This is a genomic window from Frankia sp. ACN1ag, assembly GCF_001414035.1.
Classification (GTDB): domain Bacteria; phylum Actinomycetota; class Actinomycetes; order Frankiales; family Frankiaceae; genus Frankia; species Frankia torreyi.
The window spans coordinates 1-23,830 of the sequence record NZ_LJPA01000052.1; the positions used below are offsets into that span (position 1 = coordinate 1).

A 23,830-nucleotide genomic window follows, 5' to 3' on the forward strand; every position below is an offset into this window, starting at 1 on the left:
ACCCTCACCCGACTGTCCTGCGACGCCGAAATCAGCCGCATCATCCTCGACCCCGCCAGCGTCCCCCTCGACATCGGACGATCAACCCGCGTTGTCCCCCCACACCTACGCCGCGCCCTCGCCGCCCGCGACCGAGGCTGCACCTTCCCCGGCTGCGACCGCCCACCCTCCTGGTGCGAAGCACACCACGTCATCCACTGGACACACGGCGGGNTCACCGCCCTNCACAACCTCGTCCTGCTCTGCGGCCACCACCACCGCCAGGTCCACCACNACGGCTGGACCATCNNCTTCACCGACACCGGACACCCCGCCTACATCCCACCCTGGCGCATCGACCCGGCGCAACGCCCACGCCAAAACCCCTACNCCCNCCCNCCCGACCTCCTCACCAGCATCACCTGACCACCGCCAGTCCGCCAGCCTCACTCGGCCGTCGTCATCTCCTGCCGACGGCGTATCACGGAGTGACGGGCTCCGATGGCGTCGCGATCCGGCCTGGCCGACCGTCCGCGCGGTTCCGCGCGGAACCGCGGCGAGCCAGAACACGATGGAGGTGCGATGTCCTTGCGCGTAGCAGCAGCGTCCGTCCAACTCCGACGGACCGCCATCCCGCCAGCCTGGCGGCATCGGTGCTCTCGCCCGTCGGCGCAGGAGCTCCAAGCGGCGCCCGACCACCGACGTCCACCCAGGACCGGCTAGACGAGCGCACCCCAGGGTCCGGTGATGACGCAGGTCAGGCCCGGGTACTGGAGGTTGACGAACAGGTGCCGGCCGGCCGCGGTGAACCGGGCGCCGGCCGTCTCCCTCGCGCCCACCGGTCCCGGCCTCGGAGGCGACGAAGGCGAGCTGGCCGCCGGCCCAGTCGGCGCCCGCCAGGCCGAGGAAGCGGGCGCCGCCGCGAGCCCGACCCTGGCCGTACACCGGTCCAGGGTTGGTCTCGGCGTCCGACAGATCGGGCGGGTCGGATGAGCGCCGCTGCTGACGATCAGTGCCGATCGTTGTTGGACAGCCGCCGCGACCCCGAGCAGGCTCGATCGTGGGGAGCGCCCGAGCAGAACCAGGTCGAGCGGGAGGGCCCGCGCGAAGCGGGGCAGCGCAGGGGCAGATGACCCGGGCAGCGCAGAGCAGGGCAGGCACACTGCCCGAGGGGAGTCGCGGTGTCCGAGGCGGCGATGGCCCGCGGCGCGGCCGGTTTCCGCGCAGCCGGGCTGCCGGTGTTTCACCTCGTCCGGCTCTACCTGCCGGACGGCTCGAATGCGGAGCGCTGCCGGCGCGCCTCGATCGCCGCCGGCAGGCGCCTGGTCTGCTCCGGCAGCGACGGCAGCCAGCTCCACCCCGCGTTGGCGCCGCCGGGCGGCGGCGTGCGCCTGGACGATCGTGCGTTGTTGGCGGGCGCCACGCAGCGGGTGGGGCCGCGGGAATGGGCGCTGTTCAAGCCCCGGTGGGGCGGGTTCTACGCGACCCGGCTCGCCGACGAGCTGCTCGCGCTGGGCGTCGACACCGTGGCCGTGGTCGGCGCCAACTTCCCCAACTGCCCCCGGACGACCGTCTACGAGGCCAGCGAACGCGACTTCGATGTCGTGGTCGTCGCCGACGCGATCTCCCGGATCTACCCCCGGGGAGTGGCCGAGTGTCGCGACATCGGTGCCCGGGTGCTTGACACAGACGAGCTCCTCGACCTCCTTGCGCCCACCGCCGGTACGGCGGCTACGACGCGGACCGGCGAAGGAACCCGTCCAGCAGGGCCGCGAGGCCGACCGGGTCGGTGAGCATCGGCAGATGGCCGCCGGGAATCTCGACGGGGTCGACACCGAGAGAGATCCGGGCACGATCCCGCTCGGTCTCGAGGGCGAACATCTCATCGTCGGCGGCGCAGACGACGACGGTGGGTAGCGCGGCCCGTTCTGCGCGGCCGAGCGGGTAGCGGTCGGCGGCGGGGGCCATCGGCCGCAGCCGGGCGGCGAAGTGCCAGGCCCGTTCCGGTTCCAGCCGCGGGTACAGCGCCGCAACCGCCATCGACGGGTCCCAGACGCTGACGCCGTCGGGGCCCGCCGGCGGCCAGGGAAAGCCCGCGCGCAGCGGGCCGAGCCCCGGGCAGAGGAGCACGGTGAGTGCCGCGGGTAGCGTCGCCGAGACGAGCGGGGCGTAGGCGGCGCCCATCGAATGTCCGACGACCACGATCGGATCGCCGTCGTCCGTCCGGGCGACGGGCAGGGCGGCGAGGGCGGGGCGGACGCGCTCCGCGTAGGTCGTGGCGGGGTCGCCGAGCGGCAGATCCGGGGCCAGCACGCGGTGTCCACGAGAACGCAGGTCGGCGACGACGTCGTCCCAGCAGGTCGGGTCGTGCCAGGCCCCGTGCAACAGGCAGATGACCCCCACCCGCCAAGGCTATCCGGGCCGCGCACCGGCGCCACCCACCCACGGTCACCCAGGCCGCCCACCCGAGCCGCTCCCCCACGGTCACCCAGGCCACCCACCAGCGCAGCCCGAAGTCACCCGGGCCGCCCGCCGGCACCACACCCCCCGCCCGGCGTCGCCTGCGCCACCGCGCCACCGCGCCACCGCGCCACCGCGCCACCGCGCCACCGCGCCAGAATCCCCCGGGCCACGCGGTGACCACCCGGCCCGGAGGCCGTTGTCCATCCGTTTCGGAAACTCTGCGAATGCGGCCGAGTCGGCGAGTCGACAGGCCGGNGCCGGACGAACAGTCTCGCGATATTCACCCAACAGGTGCGCGACCATTGCTCCGTGTTGGCCGTAGGCTCATACCTCTAGACAATCCAGGGTCGATCGCAAAGATGCTGCGTTGTTCTACACACTCCGGACGGTGGGTGGAGCCGGCCGGATTGTGGCCCTCTGGCGACCCCTCGCGGCCGGCCCGACACGGCGGCGGGCCATTCCGGTCGGGGCAGGATCGTTCCGTGTTCCACCCATTCGAGCGAATGATGACGACGGTCGGCCGGCGTGCCGGGAAATCATCCGCCGAGACGGCGCCACTGCGGCCCACTCCCGCCTGCGCATCTCCCGACCAGGTGCACCCCACCGGCCGGTGCACCTTGGCGACCTGGGCACCTAACCGGCCCGGACAGCCAACCGACCGGACAATTCACCGACGTGCGCACTCTCCGGCCTGCACTCGTCGCAGCCTGCGCACGTCACCGGCTTCGGCATCCACCTGCCCGACGTCCCAGCGGTCCGGCACGCCCGCGGCCCCCGGAGCCGGCAGGTTACACAGAGCCGCAAGTCAAGCAAGTCAGGCAAGACGGACGCAACGGTCAGACCGCGCACATCTGACAGACAACGCGGACCGGGCGATTGGGCGCCCAATCGGGGGCCCCTGTGGTCACTTCGGGCCACACAAGCCTGTCGACAGGACTACCGGAGGAGTCCGGACGGGCTCTGGTGCCCGGCCGACGCTTCGCTTCGTGGTGAGGCCCCTCGGCGGGCGCTGGCGCTTCCACCCGCCGAGGGGCGGTGCCCCACCGCTCAGCGACCGCCGGTACGGCGGCAGGGCACGATCCGGTAGCCGGCGATGCCGGCGAGGGTGCGGGCGTGTTCCTCCGCGAGCGACGCCTCTGACCAGCCAACGAGGGTCTCGACCGGCCCGCCGTCCGCATCGAGCACTGTGATCGCGTAGTCCGACGTCCGCGGGCCCTGGGGCGGGATCCAGTGCCGACCCGGCCGGCGGACCGGCAGGCTCCGCGGGGGTACCCGAATCGGGGAGGGGCGGGGGGCACGAGTGGTCGGTGTGCATGGAGCACATCGGTAGTCGGGGTGCCGCCGGTATCGGGACCAAGGTCCCGTCGCGCCACCCGTGTGAGCCAGATTCGGCGGAATGTCCCCCCCATCCCGGGTAGACCCCGGCAGAGTCGAGGACGAATCACCCCCATCGGGGGTCCGCGATGTGGCGTGCACAACCTCTTCGTCCTCGAGGGGAGGGGATACGGAACTCGGTATTCCTGCCGAAGGGCTCGATGGTGTCACGAAACCTCCTCGAAACGGCGTTAACCGGATCACCGGTGCCGGGGGCACTCCCGCGGTACCCACCTGGGTGGCCCGAGCGTGCCTCGGTTGGTGCCATGACACACTTCGACCCCAGCTCGGCGACAGAGTGCAATAGATGGGTGCTCGTCCCGCAAGGACTTGTTGCGCCCCTCGAAACGGATGCGGCCCGGAGGTTGACGGTGGAGGCTGAACGGCAACGCAATGATGCGCTGGACCAGCTGGCAACCATGCTCCAATCCCTGATCGGAGACAACGAGACCAACATCAGCAGACTCGCGGAAAGGACCGGATTCAAAAGGCAGCAGGTATCCCGGGCGGTCAACGGCCGGGAGGTACCTTCGCCGGACCTCTCCGACGCCCTGGATGTCGTTCTCCCCTGCGGGGGGGCAATTAGGCGGCTGCGTGACGCCGCCGACCGGGAGAAGCGGGCGCGACGCCTCGGTGTCGTGCCCCCCATGAGAAAACCGACTGATGAATACGTTCCTGCACCGGAGGGGATGCTCGTAGCCAATGGTGCACGGACGATCGATCAAGGGGTGATTTCCACGAACCGGCGAGAGTTCGCGGCCCTGCCCGCGCTGCCCGCCCTGTCCGCCCTGGCGGTCTCCACCCGCCAGCGCATCGAGACCGGCAGCGCCTCCGACCGCACGCTCGACGAGCTGGAGTCCGACGTCGACGAGATCGCCCAGGTCTACGGCTCCGCCCCGCACGCCGCCCTGCTCGGCGAGGTGGCCGGGCGCTGGAAGCAGATCGAGGCGATCCTCGACGGCCGGATGTCCGCGGGCACCCGCAGCCGGGTGACCCTGCTCGGCGGCCAGCTCACCTATTTCCTCGGCCGGCTGGCCTTCAATACTGATGACTTCCGCTCCGCCCGTCGGTTCGCCGGCCTCGCCGGAACGTATGCGAACGAGATCGGCGAGCCCGTTCTCATCATGTCGGTCGCGGCACTGCAGAGTTCCATCGCCTATCACACTCAGCGCTATCGCCAGGCCATTGCCGCGCTGAGCGTCGTCCGCCACGTGAATCACCCGTACATGGATGCAAGAATGGCCGCGTACGAGGCCCGGGCTTACGCGAAGGCGGGCGACAACGACAACGCCCGGCGCGCGTTGAACCGGATGGAGGCGGCGTCCTGCGCGATGGCGCCGATGCCGGGAGAAACCCCGGTCGGCCCGGCGGCGGTCGCCATGTTCCGGTCCGGCGTCGCCATCACTATGGGCGACGCCGACATGGCCCGTGAATGGGCGCCGATCGCGGTGGCGGGTTACCGCCGCAGAGGCGCCGACTTCACCGTCGAGGAATCACAGCACGCCTCCATGTCCGACGCCTCCCGACATCTCCTCGGCCCCGACGCGGAACCCGAGGAGGCGGCCCGCATAGCAATGGAGGTGATGACGAGCGCACCGGCCGAACTGACGCACACCGTGAAATCCCGGCTGCGGCAGTGCGCGTCATCCTTTTCCCCGTCGCATCATCGACTGCCCGCGGTCTCGTCCTTTCTCGAGGCGTGCCGCACGCTGCCGGCCGGAACGCCGGTATGACGACGGCAAAGATGGTCGAAACGGCCATCCCGACGCTCACGACGGAACGCCTGGTTCTGCGGCCGCTCGACAATGCCGACGTCCCCGGTTTCGTCGAGATCTGGTCTGATCCCGAGTTCACCCGCTACATCGGTGGACGATGCGATCCGGACAGCGTGTGGCACGCGATGGCCGGGAACATCGGCTGTTGGGCGCTGACCGGCGTGGGCCCCTGGGCGGTCGTGGAGCGGTCGACCGGGTCGCTCGTCGGCCGCGCCGGGCTGTGGACCGAACCCGGCTGGCCCGGCGTCGAGGCCGTCTGGTTCATCCGCCGCGACCGCTGGGGCCGCGGCTACGCACGCGAGGCCGCCACCGCCGCCATCGGCTGGGTCTTCGCGCAGCGGCCGGACCTCGCCGAGGTCGTGTCGGTCATCCTGCCGGAGAACACCGCGTCGGTCCGTGTCGCCGAACGGCTCGGCATGACCCCGCAGCGCCTGGAGTTCCTCCACGGTGAGGACCACGCCATCTACACGATCAACCGGACCGACTGGGCCGCCGTCCTGCCCGCGCAGGCCGTACAGAACGCCCACTGACGGCGCAGCACCCGCACGCGCACCCCGTCGCCCCACACGCGTACGCCGCACCTCGCACGCCGCACCTCGCACACAGGCACGCATACAGGCACGCAGCCCCTCGCGCATCGCACGCAGCACCTCGCCGCTCGCACCTCGCCGCTCGCACCTCGCACGCAGCACCTCGCACGCAGCACCTCGCACGCCAGAGCACCGGCAGACGACCGGCGATCCACCAAGCACTGCGGGCACAACGCGTCAAAACACAACGGGACACCACGCAACGCGACGAACGGTGACCGGGCCCAGGATCACAACCGGGCCCGGACCGTCACCGATGCGCGGCGAGGCCGTCCAGGACGACCGCGACCGCCCCACGGCTGACCGCAGTGGGCACGGGCAACGCAGCCGCCGCCTGGGTCAGGCCCCGGACCAGGAAGTAGAGCTCGTCGACGGAGACGTCCGGGCGGGCCACCCCCGCGTCCTGCGCGCGGCGCAACACGGCGTCGACGGCATCGCGCAGCCGCCGGGCCGCGTCCGCCGCGCCGGAGGGGACCTGGTCGGCGGCGCCGAGCAGGTTCGCCAGCGTCACCTTCGTCGCGCCCCGCTCGACCATCGCGGTGACCAGATCGCCGAGCGCCGGACCCGGCGCGGGCGCGGCCGCGAGCATGCGGGCATGCGTGACGAGGTCGTCGAAATGCCGGACCAGCGTCGCCTCGACGAGGTCGGTCTTGGTCGGGAAGTGACGGAACACCGTGGCGACGCCCACCCCGGCCCGACGGGCCACCTCCTCCGTCGACGCCTGCGCGCCGAGCTCGCCGAACACCTCCTCGGCGGCGGCGAGGATGCGCTCACGGTTCAGTCGGGCGTCCACCCGCATCCGCGACCACCCCCACCCGACGACGGCATCCTTCCGTCCGTCGTATCACCCCCCGCCGCCGAGAGGCATGAACGAAGCCGTGACTTCGGTTAGGATCCGAAGTCGCCACTTCGCTTACTTGGCCTGGAGGCTTGAGATGACCGCCGCCGCCACCCCCACCGAGGTCTTCCACGCGCTCGCCGATGCGGTGCCGCGGCTCGTGCTCGGCGACCACTTCCAGCTCGAACCGCTCATCGCGCTGTATGCCGAGCCCACCGACGTCCGCCATCCGTTCGCCCCGTTCCCGGCCGAGCCGCTGCGTACCCGCGACGACCTGCGCCGGCACTTCGACGGGGCGACCGCGGCGGCCGATGGGGTCGAGAGCTTCGCCGCGGTCGAGCGGACCGTGCACGCCACCGCCGACCCGGAGGTCGTCATCGGCGAGTTCCACTACGTCGGCCGGGCGCACGCCCGCGACTTCGACGTCGCGTGCATTTTCGTGCTGCGGGTGCGCGACGGGCGGATCGTCGAGTCCCGCGACTATACCGACCCCGTCGGGTTCGCCCGGGCGTTCGGCCAGCTCGCCACGCTCGCCGCGGCCCTCGTGGCCTGACCGCCGCGGTCGCCCGCCCGCGACGTACGGCGAGCCATTCGTCCTGCTCGGCGGGAACCGAACGGGCGGCGAACGGCTCAGGCCAGCGAAGCCAAGCCGACAAGGTCAGGCCGACAGGGTCAGGCCGACAAGGTCAGGCCGACAGGGTCAGGCCGACAGGGTCAGGCCGACAGGGTCAGGCCGACAGGGTCAGGCCGACAGGGTCAGGCCGACAGGGTCAGGCCGACGGGGACGTGAACTCCGGCTGGTCGATCAGGCGCAGCCAGGAACCGTCCGGCTGGCGGCGGACCACCTGGGCGCGGGCACCCGCGCCGTCCTTCGGTGGAGTCGAGGTCAGGGCGATGTCGCCGCTGGCCAGGGTTGGCAGGGGCGCCTCCTGCTCGAACGGCGGCAGTTGCGGCAGGACCTTCGCCCAGAAGGCGTGGATGGCCTCGCGGCCGACCGTCACGCTGCCCGGCGGGTAGGCCATCACCGCATCCGGCTCGTAGAGCGCCGCGATGCCCTCGGCGTCGCGGACGTTGACCCGCTCGACGAACAGCCGGGTGAGGTCCTCGGGCTGCCACGCCTTGTCGCGCTCCGACATGTGTCCTCCTCGGTGGGGAGCCTGGTCGTGATCCGGGCCGGTCTGGTGCCGTTCCAGGATCTCCAGGCCAGATAGCAGAAGTCCAACAGATGATCCGTATGACTTCCAGAACCAGAACTGCTGATTGGCCGGAAGATCGGATGCCTCCGATCATCGAGGCGCCCGCACCGGCCACCCGCACCGGCCACCCGCGCCGACGGTGGCGTCGGCGGTGGCGTCGGCGGTGGCGTCGGCGGTGGCGTCGGCGGTGGCGTCGGCGGTGGCCGAATGTAAAGAACCAGTCACCTTTGCCTGCCGATATACGGACAGATCAGACGTACCGGACGCACTCCGCGCGCACCGTCCGACCTGCCCCTTTGGCGCCCCGAGGCCCCCGGAGGCGGTTGCCCGGGGTAGCTCCTTGGTGGAAATCGCCCTTCCACTGCACTTGCACGAAGTTCGGGCACTGCCTAGTGTTCCTGCTGACTCAGATCAACACGTGGCAGGATTCAGCAATCCGGACCGTCCAGGACCGGACCCGCGAGGTCGCCCTCTTTCTCGGCGAAACCATTCACCGAATACCATCTCGCGGCACCGCCGACTGCCCTTTTATTGGGATGTCACCATCGGCAGGGAGGTTTCCATGCTGCTCGCGGACAAGGTTGTCGTCGTCACCGGTGGCGGCCGCGGGATCGGCGCGGCGCTCGCCGATCAGGCCGCGAAGGCGGGTGCCCGGGCGGTCGTCGTCGCCGACATCGACCTTGCCGTCGCACGAGCGACGGCCCAGCGTGTGGGCCTGCGAGGCACCGTGGTGGAGGCCGTCCGGGCCGACGTCGGATCACCGGCGGACCTCGACGAGCTGGCCCGGCGAACCCGCGAGATGTTCGGCTCCGTCGATGTTTTCTTTTCCAACGCCGGAATCGCGGCAGGCGCCGGGATCGACGCCACCACACGCCAGTGGGCCCGCACCTGGAGCATCAATGTGATGTCTCACGTCCACGCCGCCCGCATTGTGCTTCCGAGCATGCTGGAAAGGGACAGCGGCGCGTTTGTCATCACCGCCTCCGCGGCCGGTCTGCTCAATATCCCCGGGGACGCGCCCTACGCCGTGACGAAGGGCGCCGCGGTCGCTCTTGCGGAATGGCTGGCGCTCACCCATGGCGGCCGCGGCGTGCAGATCAGCGTCCTGTGCCCGCTCGGCGTCCGCACGGACATGCTGGTGGACGCCCTGAACGCCGGTCACGAGACGGCCCGCGCGGTGGTGGCGTCCGGCCCGGTGCTGGAGGCCGACGAGGTCGCCCGATGTGCGATCGAGGGCGTCGCCGAGGGCCGTTTTCTGATAATGCCCCAGGCGCAGACGGCGACGGCGTACGCCGAGAAGGCCGCCGACCCGGAGGGCTGGCTCGCCCGGCACCGCCGGGCCACGGCCGTCCCCGCCTCCTGACGCCCCACCGCGGGCACCGCCGTCGCGGCGTGGCCCGTGTCCGCCGACCCGGCCCGTCCCGCCCGTCACCCAGCCGTCCACCCGGCGGCCGTCCGCCCGGCGGCCGATCATCGTTGGAGAAGTGAGTCCATGCAGGCAAGCGCGCAGCCTCCCGCCGCCGCGGTGGGCACCTCGCCGGCACCGGTCCCGGCGCCCGCCGCGGCCCGGCACCGACGCGACCTCGTCCTCGGGGTGAGCCCGTTCGGCGTGCCCGATCCCCGGCTGGTGGCGGCACTGTGCCACGCCGGCGCCTGGGGCGTGCTCGACCTGGGTCGCGACCCGGTCGCCGCGCTCGCCGCGCTGCACACCACAGCGCGCCTGGTCACCGGCAGGTTCGGGATCCGGCTGGCGCACCCGGGTCTGGTCACGCCCGGGGATCTCGCGGCCTTCGCCGACCGCATCGGCCTCGTCCTGCTCCCGGCGCCGCCGCCCGGTGACGGTCCGGGCCGGGCGGAGCTCGCCGCGCTGCCGGGCGCGCGGCGGCTGGTCGAGGTCACGACGGTCGAGCAGGCCCGGTCGGCGGCGACCGCGGGGGCGCACGGGCTGGTGGCCCGGGGCAACGAGGCCGGCGGCCGGGTTGGTGAGCTCGGCGCGTTCGTCCTGCTCCAGCAGTTGCTCGACGGCGTCGGCCGGGACCTGCCGGTGTGGTGCTGGGGTGGGATCGGGGTGCGCACCGCGGCGGCGGCGGTCGTGGGCGGCGCGGCCGGAGTCGTGCTGGACAGCCAGCTCGCCCTGCTCGCCGAGTCCGACCTGCCCGCCGAGACCGCCGCGGTGCTGCGCCGGATGGACGGCACCGAGACCGTCGTCGCCGCCGGCCACCGGGTCCTGCAGTCCGCGCCGGACCGCCGCACCCACGGCGACGCCGCGACCTGGCCCCCCGAGCAGGTGCTGGGTCGGCTCGGGGGGCGCGGCGCGGGGCAGCTCCTCCCTGTCGGCCAGGACGGCTACCTCGCCAGTGCGTTCGCCGAGCGGTACGGCACGGCGGCGCGTGCCGTCAGGGCGGTGCGCCGCGCGATCGCCGCGACCGCCGGCGGCGCCGAGGCCGCGGCCGCCGCGGCGATCCTCACCGGCGACTCGCCGCTGTGCACCACGCTGGGCCTCACCCGCCCCGTCGCGCAGGGGCCCATGACCCGGGTCAGCGACTCGCCGGCGTTCGCCCGCAGCGTCGCGGGCGACGGCGCGCTGCCGTTCCTCGCGCTGGCGCTGGCCACCGGCGAGCAGGCCCGCCGGTTGCTCGCCGAGACCCGCGACGCGTTGGGTGCGCGGCCCTGGGGGGTCGGCGTCCTCGGGTTCGTCGCCGAGGATCTCCGGGCCGCCCAGCTCGACGCCATCCGGGAGATCCGGCCGTCGTGCGTCATCATCGCCGGGGGCCGGCCGGGCCAGGCCGAGGAGCTCGAACGACTCGGGATCCCCACCTTCCTGCACGTCCCCTCCCCCACCCTGCTGCGCCAGTACCTGGCCGCGGGGGCGCGCCGGTTCGTGTTCGAGGGGGCCGAGTGCGGCGGCCACGTCGGCCCCCGTGGCAGCTTCCCGCTCTGGGAGGCCCAGGCCGGCGTCCTGCTCGACCACCTCGACAACGGGGGCCTCGACAACCGAGACCCCGACGGCAGAGGCTCTGGCCACACGGGACCCGGCCACACGGGACCCGACGCCAGGGGACCCGGCCACACGGGACCCGACGACAGGGGCGGGTCGGCGGGTCTGCGGACCCCCGTCCAGGTGCTGTTCGCCGGCGGCATCCATGACGCCCGGTCCGCGGCGATGGTCGCGGCGCTGGCCGGGCCGCTGGCCGCCCGCGGCGTCGAGGTCGGCCTGCTGATGGGGACCGCCTACCTGTTCACCGGCGAGGCGGTCCGCGACGGCGCCATCGGCGCGGAGTTCCAGCGCCAGGCGCTGCAGGCCCGCGCCACGGCGCTGCTGGCGACCGCGCCGGGCCATCTCACCCGCTGCGTGGCCAGCCCGTTCGTCGACCGGTTCGACGAGCTGCGCGCACAGTTGCGCGCGGACGGCGTCGCCGACCATGAGGCATGGGAGCGGCTCGAACAGCTCAACGTCGGACGGTTACGCCTGGCGAGCAAGGGCCTGGAGCGCCGCGGCGACGAGCTGCTCCGCGTCGACGCCGAACGCCAGCGGTCCGCGGGCCTGTTCATGGCCGGCCAGGTCGCCGTGCTGCGCGCGACCGCGACCACCATCGCGGACCTGCACGACGACGTCACCATCCGGGCCCGCCGGTTCCTCGCCGACCAGGCAGGCCGGGTCCGCAGACTGACCGGCACCCGCCTGGCCGACTCCGCCCCGTCCCCGACCACGATGTTCCCGGCCGCCCCGTCCCCGACCGCGATGTCCCCGGCCGCGATGTCCACCGCCGCCAGGTCCACCGCCGCCGCGTCCACCGCCGTGACGGTCACGAGCCCCACGTCCATGTCCAGCGCGCCCGGCCCCGGCCCGCTGGACATCGCAATCGTGGGGATGGCCTGCGTCTTCCCGGACGCGCCCGACCTCGCGAGCTACTGGTCGAACATCGTCGCCGGGGCGAGCGCGATCGGCCCGGTGCCGGCCGACCGGTGGGATCCCGAGATCTACTTCGACGCCGGCGACGGCGGGGACGGGCGCCCCAGCGGCGAGCGGACCCGGTCGAAGGTGGGCGGGTTTCTGCCGCGGATCCCGTTCGACCCGCTCCGCTACGGCATCCCCCCGTCCGCGTTGACCAGCATCGAACCGGTCCAGCTTCTCGCCCTGGAGACCGCCCGGCGCGCGCTCGAGGACGCCCGCCTCGACCCCACGGGCTTCGACCGCGCCCGCACCGGTGTCGTGTTCGGCACCGAGACGAACAGTGACCTGTCCGCGGCCATCACCCTGCGCGGGCTGCTGCCCGCCTACTACGGTCGGGTACCCGCCGAGCTGGACGAACAGCTACCCAGGGTAACCGAGGAGACGTTCACCGGCATCCTCGGCAACATCATCGCCAACCGCGTCTCGAACCGCCTCGACCTCGGCGGCCCCGCCTACGTCGTCGACGCGGCCTGCGCCTCGTCGCTGACCGCGTTGGACATGGCCTGCAAGGAGCTGCGGTTCGGCACCGCCGACGTGATGCTCTGCGGCGGCGCGGACCTGCACAACGGCATCCTCGACTACCTGATGTTCTCCTCGGTGGGCGCGCTGTCCGCAACGGGGGCGCCCCGGCCGTTCGACGCCTCGGCGGACGGCACCGCGCTCGGCGAGGGCGTCGCCTGCGTCGTGCTCAAGCGGCTCGCCGACGCCGAACGCGACGGCGACCGGGTGTACGCGGTGGTCAAGGGGCTCGGCGCGGCCAGCGACGGGCGGTCGCTCGGCCTGACCGCACCGCGGGCCGACGGGCAGCGCGTGGCGCTGGAACGTGCCTACCGCGCCGCCGGGGTCTCCCCCGCCGACGTCGGCCTCGTGGAGGCGCACGGCACCGGCACGGTCGTCGGCGACCGCACCGAACTCGGCGCGCTCACCGACGTGTTCACGGCCGCGGGCGCGGCGCCGGGGGCCTGCGCGCTCGGCTCGGTGAAGTCGCAGATCGGCCACACCAAGACGGCCGCCGGCCTCGCCGGGCTGGTGAAGGTGGCGCTGGCGCTGCATCACGGCGTGCGCCCGCCGACCCTGGGGGTGCGCGAGCCGAATCCGGCCTGGGACGCGGCGAGCAGCCCGTTCTCGTTCTCGGCCACGGCCCGCCCGTGGCCGGTCGCGCCGGCACGGCGGGTCGCGGCGGTAAGCGCCTTCGGGTTCGGCGGGGCGAACTACCACGCCGTGGTAGCCGGCTATCCGGCGACGGCGGGCGCCCGGCACGCGCTGAACCGCTGGCCCGCCGAGCTGCTACTGATCCGCGGAACGGACCTCGACGCCGCCGGGGAGGCCGTCGAGGAGCTGCGCCGCCTGCTCGCGGCGAACGACGCGGCGGGACGACCGTGGGCGCTGCGGGACTTCGCGGCGACCGCGGCGCGGATGGCGGGGGAGCGCCGCGGGCCGGTGCGCTTCGCCCTCGTCGCCGACGACCTCGACCATCTCGCCGACCTGCTGGCCCGGGCGGCGGCCCCGGACGCGCACCCCGGTCGCGGACTGTTCGTCGCCCCGGCCCCCATCGCCCCGGCCCCCGTCGCCCCGGCCCAGGACGGGGTGGGCGGGTCCGGCGGGTCGTCGCCGGGGCGGGNGGCGGNGCTCTTCCCCGGGCAGGGCAGTCAGCGGCCGGGGATGCTCGCCGAACTGTTCGTCGCCTTCCCTGAGCTGCAGGACTACCTGCGAGCCGGTGACTCCTGGGCGGACCTGCTGCATCCGCCGTCCGCGTTCGGCACAGCGGTGGGAGGCAGCACAGCGGTGGGAGGCGACGCGGGCGCGGACGCCGAGGCGCGGCTGCGCGACACCCGGGTCGCCCAGCCGGCGCTTGGGATCACCGGGCTCGCCGTGCACCACCTGCTGACCCGGCTCGGTGTGCAACCGGACCTGCTCGCCGGGCACAGCTACGGAGAGCTGGTGGCGCTGGCCGCCGGCGGCGCCTTCGACCCGCAGACGCTGCTGGAGCTCAGCGCCGCCCGCGGCCAGTCGATCATGGCTGCGGTGGATGCGGCGGGCAGCGGCGACGGCTCCGATCCGGCCGGACGGGTGAGTGATCCGGGGGCGGCGAGTGATCCGGGGGCAGTGAGTGATCCGGGAGCGATGGCGGCGGTGCGTGCCGGCGCGGCCAGGATCGAGGCGGTGCTCGCGGACGCCGGGCTCGCCGACGAGGTGATTGTGGCCAACCACAACGCCCCCGACCAGTCGGTGATCTCCGGGGCGACGGCCGGCGTCGAGCGGGCCGTCGACCTGCTGCGCGCGGCCGGGCTGGGGGCCGTGCGGCTGCCAGTGGCGTGCGCGTTCCACAGCCCACTGGTCGCCGCCGCCGGTGACCGGTTCGCCGAGGTCCTCGCCCGAACCCGGGTGACGGCGCCGCGGCTGCCGGTGTGGGCGAACCGCACCGCCTCCCCCTACCCCGCCCCGCCCGGCGGCAGCGAACCGGCCGTGGTCGAGGCCGACGGGGGCGCGGCGGTGCGGGCGGAGCTCGCGGCGCAGGTAGGCGCGCCCGTCCGGTTCGTCGACGAGATCGAGGCGATGTACGCCGCCGGGGCACGGGTGTTCGTCGAGGCCGGTCCCGGTCGGGTGCTGACCGGGCTCGTCGACGAGATCCTCGGCGAGCGCCCGCACGTCGCGGTCGCCTGCGACGGGCGCCGCGGTGGCCTGCGGGGTTTCCTCGACGCGGTGGCGCAGCTCGCCGTCGCCGGGGTGGCGTTGCACCCGGACTGGCTGGTCGAAGGACGCGATGCCGCCGACCTGCGGGGCAGTCGGCCACCGGTCCGCCCACGGTGGAGCGTGTCCGGCCGGGCGGTGTTGACCGCGGACGGCGAGCCGCTGCCGGGCGGGCTCGCACCGGCCCGGCGGGTCCCCCTCGCACCGGCCGACCACGCGGGCATCCCTGGATGGTCGGCCGCCGGGCAACCGGTGGCGGCCGCGAAGTCGGCGGCGCCGGCCCGAACGCCGGTGTCCGGGCAGCCCGCGACGCTCGCGCAAACCCCTGTAGGCAGCCTGCCCACCGCACTCGCGCAGCCGAGGGCACTCGAACAGGCGACGGCGTTCACACAGCCGGGGACGCTCGCGCAACCGGGGACACTCGGACAGGAGACCGTCGTGGGACGGGCCGCGGACGTNCCGACCCGGGAGGCTCTGGTCGGCCACTTCCTCACGACCGCGCGGGACATGCTCGCCGCCCAGCGCGACGTCCTGCTGTCCTATCTGGGCACCCCGGCCGCCCCGGCCGGAACCGGCCTGGTGACGCCGTCGGCCCCCGCCGTGGTGGGCATAACGGCACCGGTGGTGGGCCTGCCAGCGGACATCGCCCCGGCGGGGACGGATGGCCTGCCCAGCGGCGGTGACGGCCGACCTGCCGCGGCCGGCGGCCGACCTGCCGCGGCGGACGGCAGATCTGCCGCAGGGAACGGGGGCGGTCCCGCGGCGGTCGACGTCGGCGCGGTCGTGCTCGATCTCCTCGCGGGCAGCACCGGCTACCCCACCGAAATGATCGAACCCGACCTGGACCTCGAGACCGACCTGTCGGTCAACTCCATCAAACGCACCGAGATCGCCGGCCTGCTCACCCAACGGCTGAACCTCACCGACGCACTCAGCCCCCGCGCCGTCGAGGAACTCAGCCGACTGCGCACCGTGCGCGCCATCACCACCTGGCTCGCCGAGCACACCCCGGCTGCGGACCCGGCTGCGGACCCGGCCATCCCGGCCACACCCGGGGAGGCCGAGCTCCAAGGCGTCGTGCTCGATCTCCTCGCGGGCAGCACCGGCTACCCCACCGAAATGATCGAACCCGACCTGGACCTCGAGACCGACCTGTCGGTCAACTCCATCAAACGCACCGAGATCGCCGGCCTGCTCACCCAACGGCTGAACCTCACCGACGCACTCGGCCCCCGCGCCGTCGAGGAACTCAGCCGACTGCGCACCGTCCGCGCCATCACCACCTGGCTCGCCGAGCACACCGCGGCTGCGGCATCTCCGACCGCCACAGCACCTCCGAGCGCCACGGCACCCGCGGCGGCTACTGGGACGGTCACGCCGGTCGTCGACTCCGGCCCAGGCGAGCCCGGCGGGCGCGGACGCGGTGGTGGGCGGGCGCCGACCCGGTTCGTGCTCACGACCGTCCCCGCGCCGCTGATCGCCGACACGGTCGACCTCACCGGCACCGACTGGACGGTGTTCGGCGACGTGACGGTGCACCACGTCGCCGACCCGGTGGTAGCCCGGCTGGCGGACCTCGGGGCGGCGGTCACCGCGCGCACCGCCGCCGAGCTGGCCGAGGCGCCGCCGCAGCGGCTGGACGGGGTGCTCTACCTGTGCGGTTGGGGTCGCGCCGAGGGCGAGCCGGAGCTGCCGGAGACGTTCACGGCGATCCGCGCGGCGTTGCGCGCCGGGCCCCGCTGGGTGCTCGCCGTCAGCCCGCTCGCCGTCAGCCCGCTCGCCGCCGACCCGACCGGCCCCGCCAACCGGACCTCCCTGGCCGGACCCGCCGACCCTGCCGAACCCACCGAACCCACCGGACCAGGGCGGGCGCTGCCCACCGAGCGCGCCGCCGGCCTGCGCGGGCTGTTCCGGACGCTGGCGAGGGAATACCCGGACCGGCTGGTGCGACTCGTCGAGCTCGACGCCACCACCGCGGCGGCGGACATCCTGGTCGCCGAGCTCGGCCGGCCCACCGGGGCTGGGGCGGTCGTCGTCCACCGCGGCGGCGCCCGGCTCGGCGAACAGCTCACGGCGGTGCCGCCGGGGCCGCTGGCCGCGGCCGGCGCGGGGCCCGCCGCCGACGGCGCGGCGGAGGCCGAGGCGCTCGGCCTCGACCGCGACGCCGTCATCCTGCTCGTCGGCGGGGCCCGGGGCATCACCGCCGGGTTCACGACGCTGCTCGCCGGCGCCGCGCGCTGCCGGCTGGAACTCGCCGGGCGCACCGCGCCGCCGGCCGCGGAGCATCCCCGCACCGCCGGGATCGTCGACCGCGCCGGCCTGATCCAGGCGGTGCGCGAGCTCGGGCACCGCACGCCCGGCGAGGCGCGCCGCGCGGTCGCCGCCCTCCTCGCCGGACGGGAGATCACCGCGACCCTCGCCGACGTCGAGGCGCGCGGCGGCCAGGCCCGCTACCGACAGCTCGACGTCCTCGACGCCGACGCCGTCCAGCAGGCGGTCAAGCAGGTCTTCGCCCGCCACGGCCGCCTCGACGGCGTCGTCTACTCGGCCGGGGTCATCGAGGACGCCCTCGTCGCGGACAAGGATCCGCAGTCGTTCCGGCGGGTGTTCGACACCAAGGTCGCCGGGGCGCGGACCCTGCTCGCCGCGCTCGCCGAACTGCCCGTCGCGCCCCGGTTCCTGACCTTCTTCGGCAGCATCGCGGGCGTCCTGGGCAACCGCGGTCAAGGGGACTACGCGGCCGCCAATGACGCGCTGGAGACCCTCGGGGCCGCCTGGTCCCACCACCGGGACACCCGGACGATCACCGTGCACTGGGGTCCCTGGGCACCGTCGGCCGCGCATCCGGGAATGGTCGATCCGGGGCTCGAGGCGGAGTTCGCGCGCCGCGGGGTGGACCTCATCGACCCCGACGCCGGTCACCTGTGCCTGCTGCGCGAGCTCGCCTGGGGGCCCCGCGACCTGCCCGCGGTCGTCTACTCGGCTTCGAGCTGGTAGCCGGCCACCGCGGCCCGGCCCTCGCCGCTGCCTGTGGCCACCGGCCGGGCGCGCCTCCCGCCAAGGTCACGCCCGGCTCACCGCCCCGGCCCCACCCGCCCCGAGTCCCACCCGTCCCGAGTCCCACCCGTCCCACCCGTCCCTCCCGGTCCAAGGAGTCCCGACCCCGATGACGCCCTCGCCGGCCCCGCCCTCGTCACCGGCGCGCCCGCCCCGGGCCGTCGCGCCGCCCGACTCCGCCGCCGGTGGCTGGCGCCAGCCACCGGTCGCCGTCGTCGGCATGGCGGTGCTCCTGCCGGGTGCCCCGGACCTCGCCGCCTACTGGCAGAACCTGCTGGGCGGCATCGAGTCGATCAGTGAGGCGCCGCCGCACCGCTGGGATCCCCAGTTCTACGACCCGGCCGGCGCCACCGAACCCCACGCGGAACGGATCTACTGCCGCCGCGGCGGGTTCGTCGACGAGTACGCCTACGCCGACCCGCTGCGTTTCGGCATCCCGCCCGCCGACGTCGCCGGCATCGAACCCGACCAGCTTCTCGCGCTGCAGGTCGCCGCGAGCGCAATCGACGACGCCGGCGGCGCCACCCGGCTCGGCGACCCGGCCCGCGTCGGCGTCATCCTCGGCCGCGGCGGCTACCTCGGCGCCGGCCTCGCCCGCCTCGACCAGCGGCTGCGCACCGCCCACCAGCTCGTGTCCACCCTCGGCACGCTGCTGCCCGCCCTGGGCGCGGACGAGCTCGACCGGATCCGGGCGGCCTTCACCGACCAGCTCGGCCCGCAGCGCGCGGACGGCGCGATCGGGATGGTGCCGAACCTGGCCGCGTCCCGGATCGCGAACCGGCTCGACCTGCGCGGCCCCGCGTACACGGTGGACGCGGCCTGCGCCTCGTCGCTGATCGCCGTGGACAGCGCGGTCACCGAGCTCGCCGCCGGGCGCTGCGACGCGGTGCTCGCCGGCGGCGTCCACCACTGCCACGACATCACCCTGTGGAGCACCTTCGCGCAGCTCGGGGCGCTGTCGGCGCGCCAGCAGAGCCGGCCGTTCGACCGTGCCGCGGACGGCATCCTCATCGGCGAGGGCACCGGCGTCGTCGTGCTCAAGCGCCTCGACGACGCCCAGCGCGCCGGCGACCGGGTGTACGCGGTGATCCGCGGCACCGGGACGTCCAGCGACGGGCGCGGCGGCGGCCTGGTGAATCCGGAGCCGGCCGGGCAGGCCCTCGCCGTCGAACGGGCCTGGGCGGCGGCCGGGCTCGACCCGCGCGCCCGGCATTCGGTCGGCATGATCGAGGCGCACGGCACCGCGACGCCGGCCGGGGACGCCGCGGAACTCGCGACGCTGGCGCAGGTCTTCGGCAGCGACCGGGACGACGTCGGCGTCCTCGGCTCGGTCAAGTCGATGATCGGCCACGCGATGGCGGCGGCCGGCGTCGCCGGGCTGGTCAAGGCCGCGCTGGCCCTGCACAACCGCGTCCTGCTGCCGGCGGTGAACTGCGAGGATCCGCATCCGGCGCTGGCCAGGACGCGGTTTCGCCCGCTGCTGACGGCCGCGCCGTGGGAGAGCGCGGGGCCGCGCCGCGCCGGCGTGAACGCCTTCGGGTTCGGCGGGACGAACGCCCACGTGCTGCTGGAGGAGGCGCCGCCGCCCACCGCACCGCGCGCCGGGACCGGCGCGCCTGGATCCCCCGCGGGGGTCGGCTCGCCGGGGGCGCGGCGGGACCCGACCTCCGCGGGTCAGTCCGCCGCGCCCGCCGCAGCCGGCGCCGGCACATCCGTAGGCGGTACATCCCGAGGCGGCACATCCCGAGGCGGCACGGCGGGGGGCACCACATCCGAGGGCGGCCCGGCGGGGGGCGGCACGGCGGGGGGCGGCGCGACGGGGGGCGGCGCGACGGGGGGCGGCGCGACGGGGGTGCCGGCGGCGACGGTCCGCGAACCCGACGTCATCCTCCGCTTCGCCGCGGCGACCCCGCGCGAGCTCGCCGGCCAGCTCGACGCCGACGACGCGACCCTGCGCGCGACGGCCGGCGGCCCGCCCGCGTACACGGGTCCCGGCGCCCGCCTCGGTCTGGTCCATCCCACCCCGCGCCGGCTCGCCGCCGCCCGGCACGCCGCCGGCGGGGCCCGCACCGGGGCCTGGGATGCCTGGCGGGGTCGCAGCGAGGTCTGGTACAGCGCGTCCGGCCTGCTCGCCGGCCCGAAGCCGGCGCGGGTGGCGTTCGTCTTCCCCGGGCTGGAGGCCGAGTTCGCCCCGCGGCTCGACGACGTGTGCGCGCACTTCGGGTTCGCGCTGCCGCGACTGTCCGCCGACGGCCTCGGGACACACGGCAGCAGTGTGCTGGCCGCCAGTCGGGTGCTTGACCGGACGCTGCGCCGGCTGCGCGTCGAGCCGGACGCCGTGGCCGGGCACAGCATCGGCGAGTGGAGCGCGATGTTCGCCGCGGGCCTGTTCGACGAGGCGGAGGTCGACGCCGACATCTTCGGCGCCGACCCGTACGAGGGCGACGTGCCCGAGGTGGACTACGCGTCGCTGAGCTGCTCGCGCGACGACGCGCTGGCCGCGATCGCCGACCACCCCGGGGTCGTGCTCTCCCACGACAACGCCCCGGCGCAGACGGTGGTGTGCGGGCCGCCGGCACGGATCGCCGAGCTCGCCCGCGGGCTGCGCCGCCGCAACGTCGTCGTGCAGATCCTGCCGTTCCGCTCCGGCTTCCACACCCCGATGCTGCGGCCCTACCTCGCCGGATTACGGGAACGCACCCAGCGGATGCGGATCCGGCGGGCACCGCAGACCGAGCTGTGGTCGGCCACGACCGCCTCGCCGTATCCGGAGGACACCGGCGCGATCCGCGAGCTGTTCGTCCGTCACCTGCTCGAACCGGTGCTGTTCCGGCAGGTCGTCGAGGCGATGGCCGCCGCCGGCGTCGGGGTGTTCGTGCAGGTCGGCCCCGGACGCCTCGGTGGACTCGTCGACGCCACCCTGGAGTCGACGCCGCACCTGACGATCGCGGCGAACAGCTCCGAACGCGACGGGCTCGGGCAGCTACGCCGGCTGGCCGTCGCCCTGTGGGTGGAGCACGGCGACCCCGNCCTCGCCGCCCTGGATGCCCCGCCCGCCGGTGCGGCGCCACCCGCTCCCCTCCCCACGGGCAGCACGGGCAGCACGGGCAGCACGGACAGCACGGACAGCACGGACAGCACGGACGGCACGGACGGCACGGACAGCACGGACAGCGCGGGGGCGACGGGCCGCCGCGGTGGCCCGCTGGTCCGCCTCGATCTGGGGGCGGCGTCGGTCCGCCTCGACCCGGCGGCACTGCCCAGGTTGGAGCCGGCCCGGCCGGCAAGCCCGCTGGCCGCATGGGCTGCCAGCGACCCCCTGGCCGGCGAGCTCATGGCACTGCTCGACGACACCGCCGAGACCGCCGCGTCCGTGCTGGCCAGCGCCTTCGCCGCCCCACCACCGCCGGCGACACCACCGCAGACCGCACCACCGCGGGCGGCCGAACCCGCGCTCACCACTGTGACGCGGACCAACGCCGGCTGGGAGGCGATCCTGCGCGTCTCCCCGCGGACGATGCCCTACCTGCTCGACCATGCGCTTCACGCGCAGCGCCCCGGCTGGCCCGACGACGCCGACAGGCGGCCCGTGGTGGCGGCGACGACGACCGTCCGGCTGATGATGGACGCCGCCGAGCGGGCGTCGGGGCGGATCGCCGTCGGCCTCGCCGACGCCCGCTTCGACGCCTGGCTGCCCGTCGCACCCGCCCGGGAGGTGGCGGTCCGGATCGCGCCGGTGGGGCCCGACCGGCTGCTGGTCACGTTCGCCGGCTATGCCAGCGCCCAGGTCGTCGTCGCCGACCGCTATCCGGCGTCCCGGCCAGCGCGCTGGCCGGTCGACCCGGCCACCGAGCAGCCGCCGAGCATCAGCGCGCGGGACTTCTACCGCGAACGGTGGATGTTCCACGGCCCGGCGTTCCAAGGCGTGACGGCCCTGCTCGGCCACAGCACCCACGGCGTGCGCGCGGTGCTCACCGGCACCCGCGCACCCGGGTCGCTGCTCGACGCCGCCGGCCAGCTGCTCGGCTACTGGATCCGCACCCAGGCCCGCGACGGGCTGGTGCTGTTCCCGGTGCGCATCGGCGGGGTGCGGCTGTACGGGCCGGAGCCGGCGCCGGGCAGCCCGGTGACCTGCCAGGCGTGGGTGACCTGGGTGGACGACCAGTGGGTCCACGCCCACCTGCAGCTCGTCGACGGCGCCGAGGTCTGGGCCGAGGTCGAGGGCTGGGTGGACCGCCGCTTCAACCTCGATCCGGCGCTCGACGAGGCGTTCCGCCATCCGGACCGCCATCCGTTCGCGCTGGCGCAGCCCGGCGGCTGGGTGCGCGTCACCGAGCAGTGGCCCGATCTGGCCACGCGGGAACTGGTCCTCGGTAGCGTCACCGGCGCCGCCGAGCGGGCGGAGCACGACGCGACCCCGCCGCCGGCGCGGCGCGCCTGGCTGCTGCGCCGGATCGCGGCGAAGGACGCCGTACGCACCCGGCTGTGGGCAGCGGGCCACGGCCCCCTGTTCCCCGCCGAGCTGCACGTCACCGACGCGGTAACCGGCACCGCCGGGTCCGGCACCGCCGGGTCCGGCACGACGGTGGCCGGCGCCCACGGCGCTGCACTCGCGCCCTTCGCGCTGTCGGTCGCCCACGACGCCGGGCTGGCCGTGGCGATCGCGCGGCCCGCGACCCCGGCAAGCGGCAGCGGCGGTGTCGGCATCGCACTCGCCCGGATCGACCCGGACGGGGCCCGCTCGCCGGCCGGGCCGGCCGTGGCGGACCCCGACGAGGACCGGCTGCTGCGCCGGCTCGGCGGGGACGGCCGGGGTGACACACCACCCCGCTGGCGGGCGCGGTTCGCCGCCGCCCGGCAGGCCGCGAGCCGGGCCGGTGGCCACCCCGCCGCCCGGGTCGTGGCCGCGGGCTCGGACGGCACGCTGACCGTCGCGGTCGGCGCCGCTCCGGATGGCGGTCCCGGTGGGCCTGGCACGCCGCCGCAGCGGTACGCCGTCGCCTACGCCGAGACCGAGGCGCCCGCCGCGCAACAGGAGCACGCCACCGCGGGGACGCGGCACCGGTACGTGGTCGCCTGGACGACAGGGGCCGCCAGTCGAGAGGAGTCCAACCAATGACGCACGATGACGAGCTGTCCGGCACGCTGCTCGCCGAGATCGGCACGTTGATCGCCCGCATCCTGGAGAAGTACGGCCTGGGCGACGTGCGCGTCGAGATGACCACGGCCTTCCACGACGACCTGGAGATGGAGAGCATCGACCTGGTCACGCTCGGCGGCATGCTCGCCGAGCGGTACGGCGAGAACGTCAGCCTCGCCGAGTTCCTCGCCGAGAAGGACCTCACCGAGGTCATCGCGCTCACCGTGGGCGACGTCGTGGAGTTCGTCCGGTCCCGGCTGGGCGCCCCGGCGGGTGTGGACTGACCGTGCCGATCATCGACGTCAACGGCAACGATCTCCACTACCTGCACGAGCGGGGCAAGCCTGCCCGGCCCGGCGCCGCCGGCACCGGGCGGGGCGACCCGGCAGGCCCGGCCGACGCGCTCGACAGAACCGACACGGCCGCCCCGACCCGCCCCGCGGGCCCGGCGCCGACGCTGGTCTGCGTGCACGGCCTGGGCACCGACAGCCTGGCCAGCTTCTACCTGACGATGGCCGCCCCGCTGGCCGCCGCCGGCATCGACGCGGTGTTCTACGACCTGCGCGGGCACGGCAACAGCGGCCGACCCACCCACGGCTACACCGTCGGTGACTTCGTCTCCGACCTCGCCGGCCTGCTGGCCGCCCTGGGCATCGACGAACCGGTGCACCTGGTGGGCAACAGCTTCGGCGGCACGATCGCCTACGCCTTCGCGGCCGCCCACCCGGACCGGGTGGCGAGCATCGTCACGATCGAGGCCGAGCCGCCGACN

Annotated in this window: 16 protein-coding genes and 2 pseudogenes; 13 read left to right on the forward strand and 5 right to left on the reverse strand. The window is 74.6% G+C overall.

What is annotated here, in order from left to right:
* The 3 genes and pseudogenes from UK82_RS40795 to UK82_RS28690 form a co-directional block, all read left to right on the forward strand.
* A partial coding sequence (locus tag UK82_RS40795; protein ID WP_236706561.1) for an HNH endonuclease signature motif containing protein occupies positions 1-213 on the forward strand: 213 nt, incomplete at both ends.
* A gap of 12 nt (positions 214-225) precedes the next feature.
* Positions 226-273, forward strand: a pseudogene (locus tag UK82_RS41755) (hypothetical protein); the annotation flags it as partial.
* Between the two features lie 887 nt (positions 274-1,160).
* Entirely contained in the window at positions 1,161-1,772 is a 612-nt protein-coding gene (locus UK82_RS28690) for a cysteine hydrolase family protein (RefSeq protein ID WP_236706562.1), read from the forward strand.
* Here the strand turns inward: UK82_RS28690 and UK82_RS28695 are convergent.
* Together UK82_RS28695 and UK82_RS33845 are read right to left on the reverse strand one after the other, a co-directional pair.
* Complete coding sequence (locus UK82_RS28695) at positions 1,711-2,382, reverse strand: alpha/beta fold hydrolase (protein ID WP_055410486.1); 672 nt, start codon at positions 2,380-2,382, stop codon at positions 1,711-1,713. The genes UK82_RS28690 and UK82_RS28695 overlap by 62 nt on opposite strands.
* Positions 2,383-3,489: 1,107 nt before the next feature.
* Complete coding sequence (locus UK82_RS33845) at positions 3,490-3,627, reverse strand: hypothetical protein (protein ID WP_157866992.1); 138 nt, start codon at positions 3,625-3,627, stop codon at positions 3,490-3,492.
* Positions 3,628-4,187: 560 nt separating this feature from the next.
* Here UK82_RS33845 and UK82_RS28700 point away from each other — a divergent pair.
* Both UK82_RS28700 and UK82_RS28705 read left to right on the forward strand, forming a co-directional pair.
* Entirely contained in the window at positions 4,188-5,549 is a 1,362-nt protein-coding gene (locus UK82_RS28700) for a hypothetical protein (protein WP_052681585.1), read from the forward strand.
* Between the two features lie 11 nt (positions 5,550-5,560).
* Positions 5,561-6,121, forward strand: a complete 561-nt coding sequence (locus UK82_RS28705) for a GNAT family N-acetyltransferase (RefSeq protein ID WP_396230667.1) — start codon at positions 5,561-5,563, stop codon at positions 6,119-6,121.
* Between the two features lie 310 nt (positions 6,122-6,431).
* On the opposite strand, the gene UK82_RS28710 is transcribed toward UK82_RS28705, so the two are convergent.
* Positions 6,432-6,980 carry a TetR/AcrR family transcriptional regulator gene (locus UK82_RS28710; RefSeq protein WP_055410488.1) on the reverse strand — a complete coding sequence of 183 codons (549 nt, stop codon included), beginning with the start codon at positions 6,978-6,980 and terminating at the stop codon, positions 6,432-6,434.
* A 136-nt stretch (positions 6,981-7,116) separates the two neighbouring features.
* On the opposite strand from UK82_RS28710, the gene UK82_RS28715 reads away from it, so the two are divergent.
* Entirely contained in the window at positions 7,117-7,572 is a 456-nt protein-coding gene (locus tag UK82_RS28715) for a nuclear transport factor 2 family protein (RefSeq protein ID WP_055410490.1), read from the forward strand.
* Between the two features lie 217 nt (positions 7,573-7,789).
* Here UK82_RS28715 and UK82_RS28720 read toward each other — a convergent pair whose 3' ends face one another.
* A complete protein-coding gene (locus tag UK82_RS28720) occupies positions 7,790-8,155 on the reverse strand; it encodes a nuclear transport factor 2 family protein (protein ID WP_044888425.1) in 366 nt (121 codons plus the stop codon).
* A gap of 150 nt (positions 8,156-8,305) precedes the next feature.
* Positions 8,306-8,440, reverse strand: a complete 135-nt coding sequence (locus UK82_RS41760; RefSeq protein WP_255354375.1) for a hypothetical protein — start codon at positions 8,438-8,440, stop codon at positions 8,306-8,308.
* A gap of 337 nt (positions 8,441-8,777) precedes the next feature.
* On the opposite strand from UK82_RS41760, the gene UK82_RS28725 reads away from it, so the two are divergent.
* From UK82_RS28725 to UK82_RS41765, 7 genes and pseudogenes are all read left to right on the forward strand, one after another.
* Positions 8,778-9,578: an SDR family oxidoreductase gene (locus UK82_RS28725; protein ID WP_044888424.1), complete on the forward strand. Its 801-nt coding sequence runs from the start codon at positions 8,778-8,780 to the stop codon at positions 9,576-9,578.
* A gap of 129 nt (positions 9,579-9,707) precedes the next feature.
* Positions 9,708-13,791, forward strand: a 4,084-nt coding sequence (locus tag UK82_RS40800; RefSeq protein ID WP_173667367.1) for a beta-ketoacyl synthase N-terminal-like domain-containing protein, incomplete at its 3' end; no start/stop codon positions are given.
* Positions 13,792-13,798: 7 nt separating this feature from the next.
* A pseudogene (locus UK82_RS40805) lies at positions 13,799-15,319 on the forward strand (ACP S-malonyltransferase); the annotation flags it as partial.
* 49 nt (positions 15,320-15,368) lie between these two features.
* Complete coding sequence (locus UK82_RS34245; protein ID WP_396230669.1) at positions 15,369-17,858, forward strand: SDR family NAD(P)-dependent oxidoreductase; 2,490 nt, start codon at positions 15,369-15,371, stop codon at positions 17,856-17,858.
* A gap of 280 nt (positions 17,859-18,138) precedes the next feature.
* The coding region (locus UK82_RS40810) for a beta-ketoacyl synthase N-terminal-like domain-containing protein (protein ID WP_396230670.1) at positions 18,139-20,947 on the forward strand (2,809 nt) is incomplete at its 3' end.
* A gap of 2,086 nt (positions 20,948-23,033) precedes the next feature.
* Positions 23,034-23,342 (forward strand): acyl carrier protein, encoded by a 309-nt coding sequence (locus tag UK82_RS28740; protein ID WP_055410496.1) that lies wholly within the window; start codon positions 23,034-23,036, stop codon positions 23,340-23,342.
* Between the two features lie 2 nt (positions 23,343-23,344).
* Positions 23,345-23,829, forward strand: a 485-nt coding sequence (locus tag UK82_RS41765; RefSeq protein ID WP_255354376.1) for an alpha/beta fold hydrolase, incomplete at its 3' end; no start/stop codon positions are given.
* Position 23,830: the final 1 nt, after the last annotated feature.